Below are 20,133 nucleotides of genomic sequence, written 5' to 3'. Positions count from 1 at the left end.
TTGGGGGTGTCCCCAAGCTGCGCAAGGGGTCGGGCTTTCCGCTATTACTCCGGCACAAAGCCCATGCACAAAACCTTCACCGGGGTAACCGCTTCAATCCCTCACCCGGTGGTGTAACAGGCCGCTTCTTTTGATAGATTGTGTTAGCTGTTATTACCTGCCACCACCCGCTGTATGCAGTTGCCATTTTATTTACTATTTTACAAACATGGGCAAACAAAGCGCAGGCATTTTACTGTTCAGAAAAAACAAAGATGGGTTGCAGGTAATGCTGGCACACCCGGGCGGGCCATTCTGGGCTAAAAAAGATGCAGGCGCCTGGAGCATTCCCAAAGGGGAGTTTGACGATGGAGAAGACATACTTCATGCTGCACAACGGGAATTTAAAGAAGAAACGGGTGTTGAGCTTAAAGGAAATTTTATTCCCCTACAGGCGGTTAAGCAGAAAAACGGCAAGCTTGTTCATGCTTTTGCGCTGGAAGGGGATATGGATGTGACAACAATCGCATCCAATACTTTTACCATAGAATGGCCGCCACACTCGGGCACCATGAAAGAGTTTCCTGAGATTGACCGCTGTTCATGGTTTTCTGTGGATGAGGCAAAAGAAAAAATTAACCCGGCCCAGGCAGCCCTGGTTGATGAACTGGCCCTGATGATGGATCGTTAGCCAGCATTGGCAAAGCTGATGAGCGTCGGGAGAATGTCATCAAGTTAAGCAGTTGAAGTTAGGTTGAGCTTGGGAAAACCGGGTTATGAAAACCTTTTTTATGACTCCCCGTAGCGTGTTGCACTTTCGGGTGAGGGATTGAAGCGGTTACCCCGGTGAGGCCCTGGCAGCAGAGCCTTGTGCCGGAGTAATAGCGGAAAGCCCGACCCCTTGCGATAGCTTGGGGGCACCCCCAAAAAACATTCAGGTTGTAATACTGCTTTATGAAAAAAACACGCATTTTTCTTGCTTCCTCATCAGAACTTCGGCCAGACAGGGAGCAGCTACAAATTTTTATTAACAACAAAAACAAAGAGTGGGTTAACAAGGGAGTTTTTTTAGAAATGGTGTTGTGGGAGGATTTTACTGATGCCATGTCTAAAACAAGGCTGCAAGATGAATACAACAAAGCCATTGCGGGCTGCGACATTTTTATACTGCTGCTGTTTACAAAAATTGGCATGTACACGGCCGAAGAATTTGAAAGCGCTTTTGCGCAATTTAAAACAACCGGCAAACCTCTTATTTATACCTACATTAAAGACCTGCCGCCAGGCACAGGTACAGCCCCGGATGATATTACCGCCTTTAAGGAACGCCTGCAGCAGCATGGCCACTTTTTTACCGCTTACAAGAGCAGCGAACAATTTGTTTTGCATTTTAACGGCCAACTGGAAAAGCTGGCCGAACAGGGCGTTATTAGATTTAAAGAGCGGCTGTCAAAGGCAAAAAAACGAATGATGATGGTTGTTGCCGCAATAATTATTATTGTCACGGCTTTTATTGTAATCCGCTTTGGGCCAAAAGAAAAGTTTACCGGCCTTACCGTTTTTGTACACGGTAAAAAAGGCCGGCAGGATATTGTATTACAGCAGGGAAAATTAGTTATGGATGTAAGAAAGGCTGGCAGCCTGCAAACCACAAGGCTTGAAAAAACTATTGGTGAAAATGGCGAAGTTAATTTTCAAAACCTGCCGGTGGGTGGCAGTGCCAAGCTGGAAATATCCTTTAGCGAGCCCTATCAGTCAACACACCCTGATTCAACCTATCAAATTAAGAACAATGGCAGCATTTACCTGGAAGTTACCCTGCGTGGCATTGACAAAATAAAAGGTACTGTAACCTACAATGGTAACCCGTTACCAGGGGTAACCGTTAAAATGGATAGCCTGAGCACACTTACCAATGAGCAGGGCGCCTACCTGATAAATGTGCCCGAACCCTTACAGGCACAACGATATACCGTTTACTTTTATAAGGAAGGTTTTGCCACAGCAAGCGGCACAATATGGCCGCAAACAGACCAGCAGCTTGATATGCCGCTTACCAAAAACAGCAAGCCCTAAACTATAACCGGAACGCGGCATACAAAAAGAAATGGTTAGGTATATTGCCCTTCCACTGCCTGATGAAACGAAGGCCGCCGGATATACCTGTTGTTCTTACCATGCCCACCTGTACATCTACAAAAGTGGCAATATTACTGCCATCCCAGAAGGAGTTGCTTTTTGTTGTAATGGGCTTGCTCTGAGCCACAATTACTGTATCATGCGGCAAAGGCCAGGGTGGAAAGTCTAAAGAAGCATCTGTAATAGTTACATGTCTCCTGTACTCACTTTTCTGTTCTTCTGTCATCACCACCCTGCCCATCATACCTACGCCAATGCCCACCCAGTTGCTTAGGTTATAGCGAAAGTGCAGCGGCACCAGTTCCAGTACATTACGTTTAAAAACTGTAAAAGTATCGCGCCTTTTTTCATCTCCATAATATGGCTGCTCGCTAAAGTTTATCATGCTATCCCGCCCGGTAAGCCTTTCCTCCCGCTCAAAAAGCCCGGTGTACAGCTCAAACTGAAAGAAAGGCTTTGAGGGCGCATAAGGCCCAAGCGTAAAGCCTATTTTAACCGGCCCTCTTGCGCTTACACCGCCGTTGGATAGTGACATGGTATAACCCGCTACAATACCCGGCGAAAAACCCGGCAAAAACCTGGCGGTAGCCTTGTTGGTAATAATGGGTTCATTTTTATCAAAAATGATGGAAGCCCTTGTTGTAAAAGGCAGTTTTTTCTTTGGCCTTTTTTTCAGGTTAACCGTGTATTCAATAAACCCCTGCGCAGAATCTTTACTGGTTACCAGGTTTTGCTGTATGCCCGGCAGGTACACATTTTTAAAGCTAAAGAATACACCGTCAGAAGTTACGGTGGTATCTATGCAACTCTGCCTGCTGTAGGCGGAATCGCACCAGGTGCACCTGGGGCTTATGCCTTTAATTTGCAAGGTGCTTATGTTTACCTCTTTGGGCATGGCCACATTTACGCCTATTCGCCGGGCCGGGCCTTTACCTATGTTTTCAAACTGTACTTTATAGGTTAACTGTTTCTTTTTGCCCGCAAAACGATAGCTCATGTAATGCGGTTTCAGTAAAAGCCGGTTGGGGTCGTGGGATGCCGCTATCTGCATATCCAGGTCAAATTTTTCGGGCTGCAGTTTAGGGTCATCGGGCACCAGTAACGCAGTAATGGTAATGGTGGCATTGGAATCCTGTATTACTGTTGGCAGTGTTTTCATGGTAAGGAACATAAACTTTTCCTCTGCTTTTGTAAGGTTGGTAAAACGCGTAACCGTATTCTGAACATATCTTTCCTTCAATGTTTTTAAAAGCTTTGCTGTACTTGCGTTGTATTCCGGCAAAGGCGGCCCTTCGTAGCCAGGCAGGTATTCTTCTTTTGAGGCACTGGCAGCCAGGCTATTGCTCCCGTTATTTTTTAACAGGCCGGGGGTGCTTTGCTGGTTTTGCGCGGTTATTTGTGCATAATTATTTTTACCCTTAAGGCTGCTTGCCAGGGTGTTTAACGTGCTGTTCTGTTCCCCATTAAACATCCGCTTATCATTCAATGCAAAAAGCTCCCGGTTAAATTGCCGTTCGTTAAAAAACAGTACAAGGGTGCCATTTAAATTTTCGGCCAGCTTATTCTGATAGCCCATCAGCAATACAAAATCTTCACCGGGCCTATGGTCGGCACTGTTTACCTTGAGCTTGACATTGCCATCTGTAGCAGCGAAAAAACCAGACATCCAGTTGCGGGGGCCTGTTGGTTTTTTATTCACTTTTACCGCGAATGGCTTTGATGGAGGTGCAAGCCCGTCATCAAAATAATTGGTGGCATATAAGCGAACATAATACGTGCCTGAATCCGCGTAACGGTGTGCGGGCTTCTCTAAAAAGCTAAAAGCGCCATCGCCAAAATCCCAAAAGTATGTGTAGTAACTGGTGGGTGCGCCGGCCAACTGCCGCAATGGCCGTAACCTGCTGGAAAAGCGAACGCTGTCGCCATCCATCTGCCAAACTACCTGTGCAGGAAAGGTATCTGATAAAGGAAACAGTGGCTGAAAAAGTGGTTGGTTATTTGACTGTGCCAGGCCATCAAGGTACAGCAGGCACAAAAGAGCAAGGAGAGGTGGCTTGTTTTTCATACATGTTATTTAGCGAAAATCAACCGGGGATTACCTCTTTCACCTTTACAAAATACGATGGGCAATTGTTAAATGCAAGTAGCAAGCAAAATCTCCGGCTATTATCTTATCCGGCGCCGGTTGTGCCTCGGGTCGGGCAGAATTGCGTTCACAACCTTCGTTAAAAGCAACATTCAGTTGCTTTTGGCTCGGTTGTGCTATTACTCCGCCGCAAAGCCGCCGCACAAAGCCGTCAGTGGGGTACCGCTTCAATCCCTCACCCGTGGTGTAACACGCTGCTTCTTTTGCAGGCAGGTTTTGCATAAGCCTTTTTCATCGGTATTATGAAAGCTGCCTGCCATTTATTAATTTAACCTGCATATTCACTGCCGCATGAAAAGCATTCTTGTTTGTTGCCTTTTTTTGTTATCCGTTACTTCTGCCGCACAGCAAACTAAAATATATGGCGTCATCACCTTGTTTAACAGCAAAACCGAAACAGGCAAACTTGTTTTTGTACCCGGCGCAAGAATTGATGACGATTTTCAGCAGGCCAGCACCCAACAGACTGATCAAAAGGGCCGGTTTACCCTTATTTACGTTGGCACAAGGGAAGGCGTAACGGTAAGCTTTACCGTTAAAAAAGATTTGCTGCAGGTAATAAATACCACATCGCTAAAAGCGGTAGCCGGGCAAAAAGACAGCATAAAAATATTCATGGCCAGCCCTGATAAAATAGCCGGTTACCGGCAAAAGATTTACAATGTAGGAAAAACCGAAGCCCAGAAACAGCTTGAACTAAGGATTACACAGCTTAATAACGAGCTTAAAAAGCTACAGGCCACTAATAAAGAAAACACGGACTACATAGCACAACTAACCAGGCAAATAGAAATGCTGGAAAAACAATCCAAAACAGTTGACGATGATGCCAAAGAGTTTGCACGCAGTTATGCAATTATTAACCTGGATGAGGCTTCACCTGTTTTCAGGGAGGCGTTCCTGCTGTTCCAACGGGGTAATACAGACTCTGCCCTGGCCGTATTAGCCAAGCTTGACCTGGCCGGGCGTGTTGCGCAAATTTTACAGCAACGCTCTAACCTGGAAGAGCTTTTAAAGCAGCTAAACTTAACGAGTGGACAAACAGCAGAAGCCATACTGCTGAAAGCAGACCTTGAGAAAAACCGTTTTGCGTACGACAGCGCTGCCGCCAGTTATCATTTGCTGGTACTGCTGGATTCTGCCAATACAGATTACCTGGCCCGTTATGCCCGTTTTATGGAATGGTTAAACCACAACGATGAAGCATTAGCCTATTACAACAAAGCAATAACCCTAACCCGCAACAGTTTACCCGTTGACGATGTTTTTATGGCTTCCATGCTAAACAACATGGGAAAACTATATACCGTGTCTAAAAATTTCAATGCCGCAAAAAAAGCCTTACTGGAAGCGCTGCATATTAGGATAAGGCTGGCAGACTCGCTGCCAACTTACAGGCTGGCACTTGCCAAAACCATTAATAACATGGGCAACCTTTATCATGCGCTTCTGCAATACGATTCAGCGGTAATCTGTTACAAACAGGCACTCAATATAATGCACAGCCTGCAGGCAGCAGACTCTGTTGCCTATTTTACCGAGGCAGCAAATATTCAAAACAATCTTGGCATTATTTACTATAGTACGCATGATACCGCTAACGCTGAAAAAGCTTTTTTGCAAACGCTGCTGTTTAATGAAAGGTTACGGGCCGTAGATTCATTAAATTATTTCAGAAGGGTAGCAGATGTACAAAACAACCTGGGCAACCTGTACCAACAACAAAAAAAATACAAAAATGCCATTGAAAGCTACCTGGTATCTGTACAGGTAAGGCGCAGGCTGGCAGCCTATAACCCGCAAACTTTTGAACCCTTGCTGGCACAAACACAAAACAACCTGGGCAGCCTTTTTACTATCGCAAAATACAATAGCAATGCCGAGGCGTGCTATATGGAAGCACTGGAGATAAGAACCAGGTTTGCTGCCTTGTACCCGGCCATTTATGAACCCCAGGTAGCGCAAACAGCTTATAACCTTGGTTACATGTACAGCGTTACCAATAATGCAGGGCAGGCCGGGGTGCTGTACCAGGCCTCCCTTGAAATTTATGAGAAACTGGCAGCCGAAAACCCACAGTTATACCAGCCTTATGTGCTTAAACTGAAAAAAGCGATGGAAGACCTTACGCAACCACTTTAAATTGGGGTACAGCTTAAGTTATGCAGCCCAACAGCGCTGCACACGACGGTGCATAATGCTGTGCTAAGCCAGAACCTGGCGCACCGCCTTAAGGATGATTTAATCTCCAGGTGTGTAAAATTTACGCAGCAAGTTTTATATTCGCAGGCACCTAAAAAAATCCAATATGCCTACCAATGAAATTCCCGACATCCGGTTTCAAAACCGGATGCTGATAGTAATTATATTGTTTTTACTCTCCGTTTTGTTCCTAAGCTACTATTACCTGTATTAAGCCTTGCTTAAAATCTACTGTTAAGTAGCTTGCAGTCAAAACTTTGAGTTATATATGTTACATTCGCCAATCCATTATCTATTCTCACAATGACAGCACCAAAATCCAATTCCATTTTCGTCGTGGACGACGATCCCCTTCATTTATTTATTTACCAGCGGCACATAACTAACCTTGGTTATCAAAACGTTTCCTGCTTTAACAGCGGCCAAAAATGCATAGATCAACTTGAGCAACGCCCTGATATAATTTTTCTTGACTACCACATGGCCCCGCTTGACGGGCTCAGTACATTAAAAATTATCAAAGGCCGTTTTCCTGATATCTGCATCGTGTTCGTATCAGGGCAAATTGATACCGATGTTGCTGTAAGTGCCCTAAAATGCGGGGCTTACGATTATATAGTAAAAGGCAAAAGTGAGCTGTTACAGATAAAAGAGGTCCTGGAAAAAATTTTTAGCCTTAAAAGCAACATGGCATCAGTTGGTGAGCAGGATCATAACCCCAGCCAGTCCTTTTTTGTATCCAACCGCTGGTACAACGGCTACAGGCAACCGGGCAACTAATCACATATAAAACAGGCAGCCAACGCTGCCCTGATATCTTGTATTAAACGGGTATTGTATAACAGGAGGACATATCTCCATATATTCTCCTTTTTTAAGCCAGGTACAGCCTGTCGTTAACCCCAAAACTAAATCTATTGCCGTCATTCCTCGACCTACTTTTTCCATACAATTTACCGCCCGACTTTAAAAGTTTGAAAATATAGCCGGGACTTATATTTTTGTGCTCCGGAAAAATTTACAATAAAATAATGTTCAATCTGCCGCAGTTAACGGGCGGCATGCACAATACCTTCATACAACAAATGTCTCAACCTTACGAATTAGAAATTAGCCTGCCACAAAAACCATGGAAATGCGCATGGAACCAGTTGCTATTTAAAAGAAAGTTGATAACAGCGCTGCTGCTTACCGCAATACTGTTTGTTACACTGCCTTTTTTCTTTAGGTATATAGAAAACCGGGAAGGTTACACCATTAATGATTTTGTTCTGCAGTCTGTAAAGCCTCACAATGTTTCTATCCCGGTATTCATTGCCATCTGGAGTATGACTGCGCTGATAATTGCCAGGAGTTTAAAAAAACCCGAACTTTTTTTGGTTTGTATCTACAGCTTTCTGGTGGTCACCGTGCTAAGGTTACTGGCCATCTTCCTGGTGCCATTAAATGCTCCGGAAGGGTTGATCCCCCTGGTTGACCCATTAAGCAATGTTTTTTATGGAAAACATTTTGTAACCAAAGACCTCTTTTTCTCTGGCCATACGGCTTCTCAGTTTCTTATATTCTTATGCCTGGACAAAAGACAGGATAAAATTGCTGCCCTTGTTGCCACTTTGGTAGTGGGTATTTGTGTACTGGTGCAACACGTACATTATACTTTTGACGTAATTGCGGCCCCCGTATTTACCTACCTGGCCTACAGAATTGGTAAAAAGCTGGCTGCACCCTCTGCAATATAGAAGTACAGCAGAATATTAACCTCCCGTGCTTCCGGATTGCCTTGTTGCATACCCGGGTAAAAAAACCGCATTTTACCTTTCCCATACCTTATACCTGCTTGTCATTTAACACATCCCGTTAAAAGCCATAATCCGCCAAAATAAAATATATTCGCAGCCCATGAAGCCAATTTATATTACCTGTTGCTGTTGTTGCTGAAGCCACTTTCCTTAAGCTGGCCTTATGGCCGTTCCTAATAACATAACCTGCAACAATCAATTACAAAATCTATGTCTTTAAAAGTTCATAATTCTCTCACCCGGCATAAAGAAGAATTTACACCCATTACACCTGGTCATGTAGGCATGTATGTGTGCGGCCCTACCGTTAGCGGCGAAAGCCACCTGGGCCATGCCCGCCCTTTTATCACGTTTGATATTGTGTACCGCTACCTGACCCAGTTGGGCTACCGGGTGCGGTATGTAAGAAATATTACTGATGCCGGTCACTTTGAAGAAGAGGGCCGCGAAGCAGAAGACAAGATCAGCAAAAAGGCCGTATTGGAAAAGCTGGAACCCATGGAGCTGGTGCAGAAATACACCAACCTGTACCATTGGGCCATGCAGCAGTTTAACAACCTGCCGCCGAGCATCGAGCCCACCGCCACCGGGCATATTGTAGAGCAGATTGAAATGATTAAGAAGATCATTGCCGACGGTTATGCCTACGAGGCAAACGGTTCAGTGTACTTTGACGTGGAGAAATACAACACTGACTTTTCCGCCCAGGGCAAACCTTATGGCATGTTGAGCGGCCGTGTACTGGATGATATGCTGGAAACAACCCGTGAACTTGACAACCAGGAAGAAAAGAGAAACAAGGCTGATTTTGCTTTGTGGAAAAAAGCGCCGCCGGAACATATCATGCGCTGGCAAAGCCCCTGGGGCGAGGGTTTCCCGGGCTGGCATATTGAGTGCTCTGCCATGAGCACCAAATACCTGGGCGATGAATTTGATATTCACGGCGGCGGTATGGATCTGCAGTTTCCGCACCATGAATGCGAAATAGCACAGAGCACCGTTTGCAACCACAAAACACCCGCCCGCTACTGGCTGCACAACAACATGATTACCATCAACGGCAAAAAGATGGGCAAAAGCTATAACAATGTTATCAAGCTTAGTGAGTTATTCAGCGGTAACCATCCTTCGCTGGAGCAGGCTTATCACCCAATGGTCATCCGCTTTTTTATCCTGCAAACGCATTACCGCTCAACGCTCGACTTTAGCAATGAGGCTTTAAAAGCTTCTGAAAAAGGATTGAAGCGGCTGATGGAAGCTTACGATATATTAATGCGCCTGGATGCCGCCGGTTTTACCGCCGCTGCCGGCGCTACCGAGCAGGATGCCAAATGCCTGAAGCTGGTAAAAGAGTTTAACGAATTTATGGATGACGACTTCAGCACCGCCAAAGTGCTGGCCAATATGTTTGAGCTGGTGCCTGTTATTAACGGCATAAAAGACAAGCATGTGCCTGCCAATGCGTTAAGCAGCAGTACCATTGAGAAGATGCAGCAGCAAATGAAGCTGTTTGTTACCGATATTTTCGGGCTTACCAATATTACGGCGGTTGACAATGAGAAACTAAGCGCCGTAATGCAGCTTTTGATTGATATACGCAAAGAAGCCAAACAAAAACGTGATTATGTTACCAGCGACAAAATACGCAACGAACTTGCGGCAATGGGCATACAGCTAAAGGATGAAAAGGATGGCAACATGAGCTATACCATTGCATAAGGCAGGAATTATGGGCCCGGCAGGAAGAACAAGCATGGGGCTTTCGTTGTGTCACTCACTTGTACTTTACATCTTTACTGAGCAACTAATCCGGCGTCCCGCAGCATTGCGGGCTCGCGTTAACCGCAGTTCTGCAGGCAATGTTTTCGCATCAGCACTTTTTTTCATAAGCGTAATAATACGAGCCATACAATACCAGCGATATGGCCAGCAGGATGCACGGCAATATTATACCTGGATTGTACAACACAATAAAAAACAAGCCGGCCAGTATACCGAATACGGTGCGCAGGTAACTATCCATCGTAAAATTAGCCGTTAACAACACGGCATGGTAAAAGCACAAAAGCGCCGTCATCATCAGCACTAACTGAAAATAATCAGCAATGGTAAAGTAAAGCGGGTATCCTGTCCATAAAAACAACATTTCGGGCAGTATAAAAAGCCAGCATGAAGCAACAAGATTCAGGCATCTTTTCAGAAGTGTAATGGGCAAGCCGCGAACAAAAGAAAGGTACTCTTCTTCAAATTCCCTTACCTGGAACACCAATGCGCTGTGGGCAGTTGCGCTCAGCATGCACACAAGCAGCAACGGGCGTATATCATAGTGGTCAGGGTTATACAGCCTGATAAAACCATAGAGCAACAGTAATGAAAATGTTTTGGTTACCAGCAACATTTGTGCGCGGTTATGCCAAGCAAAGAAAAATGGCATGCTAAACAAAGGTTTACCTGGTTGCCAGCGAATGCCTGGCAGCCGCGTTAATGCCGGTAGTTGCTTTCGCTGCAAAGCAACTGTATAAACCAATGCGGATGCAATGCAGATTAATGCGTTAAAAAGGCAAACCAATATTGCCATAAGGTACAGGTGCCGGCTTATGGCTATTATTACTATGGCGGTTGCATAAGCTATAGCGGGCAGGTAAACCATTGCCTGTACGAACAGCATATAAAGCATCACTTTTACAGGGCTGTTTTGGTTTACAACAAACAGGAAAGACTGTCTTTCATGCCTTAATTGCTGTATAATATAGTTGATGCATTTAAGGTTGTATAGCAGCCAGGCGGCAAAAACCAGCAGTAAAAAAACATAGCTGTCCAGTATGCCATTTATAAGCGCAAAGTGAAAACCCGCGGCCGGAACAGGTATGCCGAAAAGCACAAAAAAAAGGAAAAGAAAAAAGCCGGCGTTTACTTTGTAAAAGTGGTTTACCAGAATACGCTGTAATATGCTTGCTGTAATATTCATATTGAAAGGCTGCTGATGGTACGGTTCTCTGCAACCAATATGTTGGTAAAGGATATTTGCCCGGAATTAACGGGCTGGTGCGAAGTGATGATAAATGAACCGCCTTTGGCTGCATGCTGCATAATAATGCCGCAGGTAGTTTCCAGGGCCTCGGCATCAATGGTAATAAATGGTTCATCAAGTAGTACCAGTTGCGGGCTACCGGTAAAAGCCAGCACAAGGCTAAGTTTCTTCAGCATGCCGCTTGAGTAAGCACCCAGCGGTTTTTTGTAATCATCGTGTATATTAAATTGCCGCAGCATGTCACGGGCAGCTTCTATACTGCTTTTTTTGGTTTGGCAATACAGTTTTATTAAGTCTTCGGCTGTAATAAAAGAGGGGTATAATGGTTCTGCTTCCGCATAGCTTACTTGTGAAAGATATGCCTGCCGTTGTTTTTTAATGCTCAAGCCGTTCAACAGTATGTCGCCCTTAAACGGGTGCAGGCCGGCAACCATTTTAAGCAGGGTGGTTTTACCGCTTCCGTTTTCTCCCTTCAACCAGCAAATTCCTTTTGAAATGGTAAGCGTGGGGATATCCAGCGCCAGGAAATTGCCATATTCTTTTTGTACGTTTTCAAAATGGAGCATGGCGGGTGGTGGTTGAACTTTTGTTACGTTCAGAATACAAAACCCATTATCTCGTCAATATATTTTCTGTCGTTGCTAAGGCGGGGCACCTTATGCTGGCCACCCAGTTTACCCTTGCTTTTCAGCCATGCGCAAAACACACCTTTTTGCAATGCATGTATCTGCGGCATTCGCAGCGCTATGTCTTTGTGGCGTTTGGCTTCGTAGTCGCTGTTAAAGGTTTTAAGGGCGCAATCTAATTCGTAGGCAAACTGATGTATATTTTGCGGGGCTTTATCAAATTCAATCAGCCATTCATGGGCGCCGTTGCTGTTATCGCTAAAGTAAACAGGGGCTGCTGTATAGTCGTTAACTATGGCGCCTGTTTTTTCGCAGGCGATAGCTATGGCTTTATCGGTATTGTCAACAATCACTTCTTCGCCAAAAGCGTTCATAAAATGTTTTATGCGGCCGCTTACTTTTATCCGGAAAGGATATAGCGATGTAAACTGTATTGTGTCGCCAATCAGGTAGCGCCATAAACCCCCATTGGTAGAAATCACCAATGCGTAGTTCTTGCCTATCTCCACATCCTTAAGCCCAATGGTTACAGGGTCAGCCTTGCCATATTCTTCTACCGGCATAAACTCGTAGAAAATGCCGTGCTGTAAAAACAGCAGCATGCCATCTTCGTCCGGACTGTCCTGGGCGGCAAAAAAACCTTCGCTGGCATTGTACATTTCCAGGTAGCGTATGTCTTTGCCAATCAATTTCTTAAACTGCTCACGATAAGGCGTAAAAGAAACGCCCCCATGAATATACAGTTCCAGGTTAGGCCATACTTCCGTTAAAGTGCTTTTGCCGGTTATTTCCAGTATTCGTTTTATCAGCACCAGGGTCCAGGTGGGTACGCCGGAAATTGAAGTAACATTTTCTATGATGGTAGATTGGGCCAGGTTTTCAATCTTGGTCTCCCACTCGTCAAGTAACGCTATGGATAGTTCCGGTGTGCGCAGCCATTGCCCCCAAAACGGGGCATTCTGAAGCAAAACAGCGCTAAGGTCGCCGTAATGGGTGTCGTCGTTAAGATGGCTCACCTGGTGGCTGCCGCCAATAACCAATCCCTTGCCGGTAAGTAAATCACTGTCAGGGTTATAGTTGTAATACATTGTAAGCACATCCTTGGCAGCCTGGTAGTGGCAGTCTTCCAGGCTTTCTTCCGTAACCGGAATAAACTTGCTTTTATCACTGGTGGTACCGCTGCTTTTGGCAAACCAGGTAACCGGTGTATTCCATAACAGGTTCTGTTCGCCGTCCATCAGCCGCTGTATGTAGGGCTTAATGTCGTCGTATTCCTGTATAGGAACGGTTTGTTTAAATGTGCGGATATTAAAAATTTCGTTGAATTGGTATTTTCTTCCAAATTCGGTGTTCTGTGCGTGGGTAACCAAATCCTGCAATACTTCGCGTTGTGCCGCAAATGGGTCATTCTTCCACTGGTCTATGTTCCAGTGGCGCAGGCGAGCTAACCGTGATATGGCTGGAGAGAGTATCTTCATGTCAACAAGTGGCAAAATAAGCAATACAGCCGAATAAAATTATTTTAATCTTCTTTTTTGACGTAACTATTACTTTCACAAAACCAGGTGATTAACTTTTCAAGTGCAGTTGTCTGTTAACGCTACCAAATCATTGACAGTTATATCCCACATCAAACATCCCACATCAAACATCTTATATAAAAAAGTACTTCGTACTTCTCCCTTCGTACTTGCTTTTTGGGGGTGTCCCCAAGCTGCGCAAGGGGCCGGGCTTTCCGCTCATACTCCGGCACAAAAGCCGGGCTGCGATGGCCTCACCGGGGTATCCGCTTCAATCCCTCACCTGATGGTGTAACATGCCGTTGTTTTGCCGGCAGCTTGTATGGATGGCCGTGCAATAACCCTGCCACCACATTTGTAGAAGCAAGAAGTAAAACCGAAAGCCAGTTTCCTGTAAATAAAGGCTAAAGCTGCGGGTCTTTCCTGCGCACCAGCAGATACCAACTGTTTTCCAGCGGCAGGTAACCATAATCGTAGCAGAAATAGTAAATGTTTCCTTTTTTATTAGTGTAAGTATGTGTCATATAAGTAAACTGAAAGCCTGCGTGCAGCATTTTGTCCCTCGGTACTTTTATCATTCCCTCTGTTTCCGGCAATAATTTTTCCAGCACCCGCCGGTTTTTCAACAGCACATTGTTAACGCTGCGCACATAATTGCCCGAATTGATTTTTAGCTGGTTGTTGTGATAGTTGCGGCAATAATCGTTGCAAAACTTTTTGTCTGCCCTGCCGTGCAGGGCTTTGCCACAGCTAAGACAGTTTTTAGGCGTGTTTTGTGCAGGCATTCGGATTATATTTTGGTTTCGATATTGGATGCGGTTTATAGTAATCAGTTCTCCTTATCAGATAAAGTAAAGATAATCAAATCTATATCCGTGTACAAACGTTTATAAGCGGTTATATATGAATAGAAACGAATAAAAGCCGGTTACAGGATTTATCGTAGTACATCTTTGTGTTGTTGTTGCAAGGCGCCATGCAGCATACTGAAATAACAAATTACAAACAAAGGCAGCAGCTCTGCTTGCCAAAAAATTTAAAGTTTATGTACGCTCTTAAAAACAAAGTGCAGCTTATTGGCAACCTGGGTGCCAAACCTGAAATACGGTCTTTGGAAAGTGGTAAAAAAATGGCACGCTTCAGCATGGCTACCAGCGAAGTGTACCGCAACCAGAAAGGTGATAAGGTAACAGAAACGCAGTGGCATAGCCTGGTAGCATGGGGTAAAGTGGCTGAACTGGCCGAAAAATTTCTTGAAAAAGGTACAGAAGTAGTTATTGAAGGCAAACTTATCAACCGTAATTATACCGATAAAGACGGCATAAAAAGATATGTTACTGAAGTGCAGGTTGGTGAAATACTGCTCACCGGCAGTAAAAGGGCTTCCTGAACCCCGTTACGTATAGGGGAATAAAGTGCAACAGGTACACACAAGGCGTTTGGTTGTAAAGCCGCGCCGGACTTAACCGTTCTTTCAGCATTGTCAAATCCAAATGGTTTCCTGGCCAGTTTAGCTGCGCCCTGATATCCTGTGTAAGCCGTTCCGTTAAGCAATTGTTTAATGGCCTGCTTTTCAATAGAACGGTTAAACTCAAATGTGTCATCTTTGCACTTGTTCCCCTTTTTATTTTTTTTGATGCAAATTGCCGGTGATGACGCATGATCCTTTAAATAAAATGTTTGCCCTGGCGGCAGACTTTATCCAATACAGCAACCGCTCGGTTTTTTTAACGGGTAAAGCCGGAACCGGTAAAACTACTTTCCTTAAATACATACGGCAAAGCACTATTAAGCAAACCGCCGTTGTTGCGCCTACCGGTGTTGCAGCAATTAATGCCGGTGGTGTTACCATTCATTCTTTTTTCCAGTTACCTTTTACACCTTTCACGCCTGGGGTAAGCCAGCAATCTGGCGTGGAAGCTACTATTGACCGTCATCAACTGCTGGGCCGTATAAGAATTACCCGCGAACGAAGGCAGGTTTTACAGCAACTTGAACTGCTTGTAATAGATGAGATAAGCATGGTGCGCTGTGATGTATTGGACGCTATTGATACTATACTCCGGCATTTCAGGCACCGGCATGCCGAGCCTTTTGGTGGCGTGCAGGTTTTGTTTATTGGGGATATGTTCCAGTTACCGCCTGTGGTACCGGAAGAAGAATGGCGCATCCTGTCGCAATTTTATAACAGCCCTTACTTTTTTGACAGTAAAGTAATCGGCCAGCAGCCGCCTGTTCATATTGAACTTGATAAAATTTACCGGCAAAACGAGCAGGTTTTTATTGACCTGCTGAACAAAGTGCGCAACAACCAAATGGATGAGGCAGCCTTTCAATTACTAAATAGCCGTTACGATGCAGGCTTTACTGCCAATAATAAAGATGGCTACATTATTTTAACTACTCACAACTACAAGGCGGATAATACCAATGCTGAACAACTGGACCGGTTAAAAACCAAAGCAATTACCTGCAAGGCCACCATTAACGGCGAATTTAGCGAGAAAGCATACCCTGCGGATGAAACACTCCTGTTAAAAACCGGCGCACAGGTAATGTTTATTAAAAACGACATGGAGAAAGTGCGCCGCTACTATAACGGTAAAATCGGGGTCATCAGCAGTATTGATGACAATGCTATTCACATACAGTGTAAAAATGAGCCCGGAACGATTGAAGTAAAGAAGGAAAAATGGGAAAACATCCGGTACAGCTTTAACCAGCAGGAACAAAGAGTAGATGAAGAAGTGATTGGTACATTTGAGCAGTACCCCTTAAGGCTTGCCTGGGCAATTACCATACACAAAAGCCAGGGCCTAACATTTGAGAAAGCGGTAATAGATGCAGGCGCTGCATTTGCTCCCGGACAGGTATATGTAGCCCTCAGCCGCTGCACCACACTCAGTGGTATTGTATTAAAAAGCCATATTACAAGCACAGGATTGATAAATGACCGTACCATTGTACATTTTGCACAGCAAAAGCACTCCACCGGCCATCTGGCGGATGTGTTGCTGGAGGCTAAAAGACAATACCAGTCTGAAATACTTAAATCGTTGTTTGGGTTTGGTTTTGTTATCCAGCAACTAAAACAAACAGTAAAAACCGTAGAAGATCACAGTGCGGTATTTAACCCCGAGACGGGCCTGTGGCTGGCAGAAATAGAAACTATGCTTTTAAACATGCAGGAAACGGCGGGAAAATTCCAGTTGCAATTAACGCAGCTTCTGCTGCAGGGCTCCTTGCCCGAGGAAAACGAAGCGCTGCAACAACGGGTTAAAGCAGCTTCGGATTACTTTTCGCGACAGTTGCAAACGGTAAAAGAGGCTCTGTACCAATCCCCTGCGGTTACAGACAGCAAACAATATGCGCTTGCTTACAACGAAGACCTGAAAGATACTTTTGCCGCTGTGTGTAAAAAATACGAGGCGTTTAGAAGCTGCCTGGGCGGCTTTAAGGTAGATGAGTTTTACCGGCAGAAAAACGCTTTTGTGTTGCCTGATTTCCGGGTAAATGCATACGCCGCTGCAGGCGCCGCCAGGAAAACGCAAAGCCCTCACCCGGTATTGCACAGAAAATTACGGGAGCTAAGGGATGCCATTTGCAGGGAAGATGATTCCCCCGTGTATTTTGTGGCAAGCTCAGATTCGCTGGATGAAATGGCCCGCTACCTGCCGCAAACGCCGGACGAACTGCAACAGGTAACCGGTTTTGGCAAAGCTAAAACGCAAAAGATTGGCGGCCGTTTCCTGGCGATAATCAACGAATATTGTGACGAACAGCAGCTTACATCGCTAATGCATGAAAAGCAAGCCCAACCTAAAAAAGAAAAAGGTAAAACCAGCAATAAACCCAACAGTAAAGCCGACACAAAGGAAGAAACTTACAAACTTTTTAAAGAGGGAAAAACCATAGGCGAAATAGCGGCGGCCCGTAACCTTACCAACAGCACAATAGAAGGCCACCTGGCATTTTATGTAGAAAAAGGCATTGTGCCGCTAAGCGAAATTATTGCCAAGGAAAAACTGTTATTGATACAGCCGCTGGCCGAAAATTTTGAAGGTGGCTCTATAACACCGTTAAAAGAACAATTGGGCGAGAATATCAGCTATGGTGAAATTAGGCTGGTGCTGGCAGGTATTAATTTTAAAAAGGCTGCGATAGCTGAATAGCCGGAAGCCTTTCTACTTGCAGGCGCATCATTTACATTTTTCTCCCGGCAAAAACTTGATGAATTTTTTGATGACGAATGTTTGCTGCCTGCTGCCTTCCTCCATGCCGGGCCTCATTTCAAAAATGCCTTCCACGTTTGCCAGCAATGGCTCCTTGTCAGCTTTTTTTAAGGCGCTGTAAGCTGATTCCATTTTCACGGTTTCTTTAGTTAAGGCGGCAGGATAGGTTTTGCCCGTAGCGCAAAGTGTAAACAGGTGGGCATCTGCGTAATAAACAAACATACCTTCAACCGGTATGTTTATTTTAGGCTCAAAACTTTTTGAAGGGCCGCGGCGTAAAGTGTAATTAAGGTTAGAGCCAGTTATTTCTTTTCCTTCCATATCAAGTTGCAGCAGGCTGTTTAATGATGCCTTGTATGCTGCCGGGCCATCCTTTATACCGGAGAGTTTAACTATGCTGTCTTTTAAAGACCAGCGGCCAAGCGTATAAAACAGGTCTTCTTTCTTTTTGCCTATATACTGGTGCTCTGTAATATAAGTGCTGTCGCTGCTCAACTGCAGTGTAGTGACGATGCCCGGGCAATCGGCGCAGGGTAATGTGTCTTTGTATACGCCTTCCACTTCCTGCATGGTGATGGTATCGGCTTGTATGGTAGCAACTGCGGTACTGTCTGCCGTGGTTTTATTGGCTGTATCATTGTTACATGCCGCAAGCAGCATGAGTAGCAGGAAAAAGTTGGTGTGTAGTTTCATATCAGCATTGGTTATGATGGTGTAAAAGCCTGCATGCGTAACAAGCAGCGTGATGCACCTGCGGGTGAGGGATTGAAGCGGTTACCCCGGTGAGGCCGTCGCAGCCAGGCTTCTGTGCCGGAGTAATAGCGGAAAGCCCGACCCCTTGCGATAGCTTGGGGGCACCCCCTAAATATCTCTTAAATACTATTGCATGCAGGGCGGGACTTTTAAAAAAAACTTCAAATACAGTGCTGTTATTATTACCGCTTAAGTTTAACCTGGTATAAATCGTGCCGCCTGTCTTTAAGGTTGGTAACGCTGCCGTATTCGTGCAGTTCAACCAGCAGCGACAAATCTATATCACTCACAATTACCGTTTCGGTATTGGGGCTTGCCTCTGCCTTAATGCCGTTGATAGGAAAAGCGAAATCGCTGGGCGTAAACACGCCCGACTGAGCAAACTGCAAATCCATATTATGCACTTTGGGCAGGTTGCCCACATTGCCGGCAATAGCCACATAGCACTCGTTTTCAACCGCCCTTGCCTGGGAGCAAAAGCGAACACGGTTGTAGGCATTTTGGGTATCGGTTAAAAAAGGAACAAACAGAATTTGCATACCCTGGTCGGCCAGTATGCGGCCGAGTTCTGGAAACTCCACATCATAACAAATCAATACGCCCACTTTGCCCATATCCGTTTCAAACACTTTTATTTCGTTTCCGCCAACCATGCCCCATTCATATTCTTCAGAAGGTGTGGGATGAATTTTTCTGTAGAAATCTACTTTACCGTTGCGGTGAAGGAAGTAGGAAGTATTGTACAGGTTTCCGTCGGCCAGCTCGGGCATGCTGCCACCCACAATGTTTACGTTGTACGATAAAGCCATTTTAGACAGCTTTTCAACAATCTGGTCCGTAAACTGTGCCAGCTCTTTAATGGCTTCGTGGCCGGGCAGGTGATTGAAAGCGCCCATCAGCGGTGCATTAAAAAGCTCCGGCAGCACAACAAAATCGCTGTTGTAATCGCTAACGGCGTCTACAAAGTACTCCACATGTTCAATAAGGTCTTTAACCTTGTTGTAAGGGCGCATTTGCCATTGTACCAGGCCTATACGGCAAAAATCTTTTTTAACCTGTATAAAATTTTTCTGGGGCTCGTAAAATACATTGTACCAAACCAGCAGGGTAGCGTAGCCGCGGCTTTCCCTGTCTTCGGGCAAATAGTTTTGCAGTACCTTTTTTATCTGGAAGTCGTTGGCAATCTGAAAGCTCAGGGTAGGGTCATAAATTTCCCGCCGCTTTACTTTTTCAATGTATTCCTTGGGCGACATTTCGTCCGCGTACTTTTTATAATTGGGTATGCGCCCCCCTGCATAAATGGCCCGCAGGTTAAGCCTTTCACAAACGGTTTTGCGGGCATCGTACAAGCGCCGGGCCAGGCGCAGGCCACGATAGTCGGGATGAATAAACACTTCAATGCCGTAAAGCGTATCTCCGGCGGCGTCGTGCGTTTCAAAGCTGTAGCCGCCGGTTATTTCTTTATAATTGTGGTTGTCCCCAAACCTTCCATAGTTAACAATAATAGAAAGGGCGCAGCCCACCACTTTATTGTTAAGCGTAACGCATATTTGCCCCTCCGGAAACTTTTGTATCAGGTATTCTATTGATTTTTCGTGCCAGTATTGCCCGCCCATGCTGGCGTATGCACGTATCATGCTTTCTTTTAACTGCTTGTAATCGGGTATCGTAAGATTACGCACTTCTATTGTCTGGTGCTCCATAGC

Annotated in this window: 15 protein-coding genes; 8 read left to right on the top strand and 7 right to left on the bottom strand. The window is 45.1% G+C overall.

Features of this window, described 5'->3' with window-relative positions:
- Positions 1-208: 208 nt before the first annotated feature.
- Positions 209-670 (top strand): NUDIX hydrolase, encoded by a 462-nt coding sequence (locus tag F0364_RS07195; RefSeq protein WP_153797092.1) that lies wholly within the window; start codon positions 209-211, stop codon positions 668-670.
- A gap of 263 nt (positions 671-933) precedes the next feature.
- Entirely contained in the window at positions 934-2,055 is a 1,122-nt protein-coding gene (locus F0364_RS07190; protein WP_153797091.1) for a carboxypeptidase regulatory-like domain-containing protein, read from the top strand.
- A 1-nt stretch (position 2,056) separates the two neighbouring features.
- Here F0364_RS07190 and F0364_RS07185 read toward each other — a convergent pair whose 3' ends face one another.
- Positions 2,057-4,183 (bottom strand): PKD domain-containing protein, encoded by a 2,127-nt coding sequence (locus F0364_RS07185; RefSeq protein WP_153797090.1) that lies wholly within the window; start codon positions 4,181-4,183, stop codon positions 2,057-2,059.
- 372 nt (positions 4,184-4,555) lie between these two features.
- Here F0364_RS07185 and F0364_RS07180 point away from each other — a divergent pair, with 372 nt between their 5' ends.
- From F0364_RS07180 to cysS, 4 genes are all read left to right on the top strand, one after another.
- Complete coding sequence (locus F0364_RS07180; RefSeq protein ID WP_153797089.1) at positions 4,556-6,406, top strand: tetratricopeptide repeat protein; 1,851 nt, start codon at positions 4,556-4,558, stop codon at positions 6,404-6,406.
- Between the two features lie 363 nt (positions 6,407-6,769).
- Positions 6,770-7,246 carry a response regulator gene (locus tag F0364_RS07175; RefSeq protein WP_153797088.1) on the top strand — a complete coding sequence of 159 codons (477 nt, stop codon included), beginning with the start codon at positions 6,770-6,772 and terminating at the stop codon, positions 7,244-7,246.
- A 251-nt stretch (positions 7,247-7,497) separates the two neighbouring features.
- Positions 7,498-8,205: a phosphatase PAP2-related protein gene (locus tag F0364_RS07170; protein WP_153797087.1), complete on the top strand. Its 708-nt coding sequence runs from the start codon at positions 7,498-7,500 to the stop codon at positions 8,203-8,205.
- A gap of 270 nt (positions 8,206-8,475) precedes the next feature.
- Entirely contained in the window at positions 8,476-9,984 is a 1,509-nt protein-coding gene (gene cysS, locus F0364_RS07165; RefSeq protein ID WP_153797086.1) for a cysteine--tRNA ligase, read from the top strand.
- A gap of 151 nt (positions 9,985-10,135) precedes the next feature.
- Here cysS and F0364_RS07160 read toward each other — a convergent pair whose 3' ends face one another.
- The 4 genes from F0364_RS07160 to F0364_RS07145 all read right to left on the bottom strand — a co-directional run bounded on the left by F0364_RS07160 (position 10,136) and on the right by F0364_RS07145 (position 14,227).
- Positions 10,136-11,233, bottom strand: a complete 1,098-nt coding sequence (locus F0364_RS07160; protein WP_153797085.1) for a hypothetical protein — start codon at positions 11,231-11,233, stop codon at positions 10,136-10,138.
- A complete protein-coding gene (locus F0364_RS07155) occupies positions 11,230-11,862 on the bottom strand; it encodes an ABC transporter ATP-binding protein (protein WP_153797084.1) in 633 nt (210 codons plus the stop codon). The genes F0364_RS07160 and F0364_RS07155 overlap by 4 nt, the downstream gene beginning before the upstream one ends.
- 29 nt (positions 11,863-11,891) lie before the next feature.
- A complete protein-coding gene (locus F0364_RS07150; RefSeq protein WP_153797083.1) occupies positions 11,892-13,400 on the bottom strand; it encodes a GH3 auxin-responsive promoter family protein in 1,509 nt (502 codons plus the stop codon).
- Positions 13,401-13,846: 446 nt separating this feature from the next.
- Positions 13,847-14,227: a hypothetical protein gene (locus tag F0364_RS07145; RefSeq protein ID WP_153797082.1), complete on the bottom strand. Its 381-nt coding sequence runs from the start codon at positions 14,225-14,227 to the stop codon at positions 13,847-13,849.
- A gap of 260 nt (positions 14,228-14,487) precedes the next feature.
- On the opposite strand from F0364_RS07145, the gene F0364_RS07140 reads away from it, so the two are divergent.
- The gene (locus tag F0364_RS07140) at positions 14,488-14,832 is read left to right on the top strand and encodes a single-stranded DNA-binding protein (RefSeq protein WP_153797081.1); all 345 of its coding nucleotides are present in this window, start codon (positions 14,488-14,490) and stop codon (positions 14,830-14,832) included.
- Between the two features lie 262 nt (positions 14,833-15,094).
- Positions 15,095-17,614 carry a helix-turn-helix domain-containing protein gene (locus F0364_RS07135; protein WP_153797080.1) on the top strand — a complete coding sequence of 840 codons (2,520 nt, stop codon included), beginning with the start codon at positions 15,095-15,097 and terminating at the stop codon, positions 17,612-17,614.
- A 27-nt stretch (positions 17,615-17,641) separates the two neighbouring features.
- Here F0364_RS07135 and F0364_RS07130 read toward each other — a convergent pair whose 3' ends face one another.
- Both F0364_RS07130 and F0364_RS07125 read right to left on the bottom strand, forming a co-directional pair.
- Positions 17,642-18,367, bottom strand: coding sequence for a copper resistance protein NlpE N-terminal domain-containing protein (locus F0364_RS07130; RefSeq protein ID WP_153797079.1), 726 nt, complete (start codon positions 18,365-18,367; stop codon positions 17,642-17,644).
- A 242-nt stretch (positions 18,368-18,609) separates the two neighbouring features.
- Positions 18,610-20,130 (bottom strand): carbon-nitrogen hydrolase family protein, encoded by a 1,521-nt coding sequence (locus F0364_RS07125; protein WP_153797078.1) that lies wholly within the window; start codon positions 20,128-20,130, stop codon positions 18,610-18,612.
- Positions 20,131-20,133: the final 3 nt, after the last annotated feature.

The sequence above is a fragment of the Foetidibacter luteolus genome, assembly GCF_009650435.1.
In the GTDB taxonomy this organism is placed as follows: domain Bacteria; phylum Bacteroidota; class Bacteroidia; order Chitinophagales; family Chitinophagaceae; genus Foetidibacter; species Foetidibacter luteolus.
Note: the sequence above shows the minus strand (reverse complement) of the source record. Positions and strands in the feature narration are given on the sequence as shown.

Excerpts from the sequence above, each read along its gene's own strand:
- F0364_RS07125 (WP_153797078.1), bottom strand. The coding sequence starts at position 20,130 with ATGGAGCACCAGACAATAGAAGTGCGTAATCTTACGATACCCGATTAC.
- F0364_RS07170 (WP_153797087.1), top strand. The coding sequence starts at position 7,498 with ATGTTCAATCTGCCGCAGTTAACGGGCGGCATGCACAATACCTTCATA.
- F0364_RS07175 (WP_153797088.1), top strand. The coding sequence starts at position 6,770 with ATGACAGCACCAAAATCCAATTCCATTTTCGTCGTGGACGACGATCCC.
- F0364_RS07185 (WP_153797090.1), bottom strand. The coding sequence starts at position 4,183 with ATGAAAAACAAGCCACCTCTCCTTGCTCTTTTGTGCCTGCTGTACCTT.
- F0364_RS07155 (WP_153797084.1), bottom strand. The coding sequence starts at position 11,862 with ATGCTCCATTTTGAAAACGTACAAAAAGAATATGGCAATTTCCTGGCG.
- F0364_RS07140 (WP_153797081.1), top strand. The coding sequence starts at position 14,488 with ATGTACGCTCTTAAAAACAAAGTGCAGCTTATTGGCAACCTGGGTGCC.
- F0364_RS07135 (WP_153797080.1), top strand. The coding sequence starts at position 15,095 with ATGACGCATGATCCTTTAAATAAAATGTTTGCCCTGGCGGCAGACTTT.
- cysS (WP_153797086.1), top strand. The coding sequence starts at position 8,476 with ATGTCTTTAAAAGTTCATAATTCTCTCACCCGGCATAAAGAAGAATTT.
- F0364_RS07150 (WP_153797083.1), bottom strand. The coding sequence starts at position 13,400 with ATGAAGATACTCTCTCCAGCCATATCACGGTTAGCTCGCCTGCGCCAC.
- F0364_RS07195 (WP_153797092.1), top strand. The coding sequence starts at position 209 with ATGGGCAAACAAAGCGCAGGCATTTTACTGTTCAGAAAAAACAAAGAT.
- F0364_RS07190 (WP_153797091.1), top strand. The coding sequence starts at position 934 with ATGAAAAAAACACGCATTTTTCTTGCTTCCTCATCAGAACTTCGGCCA.
- F0364_RS07130 (WP_153797079.1), bottom strand. The coding sequence starts at position 18,367 with ATGAAACTACACACCAACTTTTTCCTGCTACTCATGCTGCTTGCGGCA.
- F0364_RS07180 (WP_153797089.1), top strand. The coding sequence starts at position 4,556 with ATGAAAAGCATTCTTGTTTGTTGCCTTTTTTTGTTATCCGTTACTTCT.
- F0364_RS07145 (WP_153797082.1), bottom strand. The coding sequence starts at position 14,227 with ATGCCTGCACAAAACACGCCTAAAAACTGTCTTAGCTGTGGCAAAGCC.
- F0364_RS07160 (WP_153797085.1), bottom strand. The coding sequence starts at position 11,233 with ATGAATATTACAGCAAGCATATTACAGCGTATTCTGGTAAACCACTTT.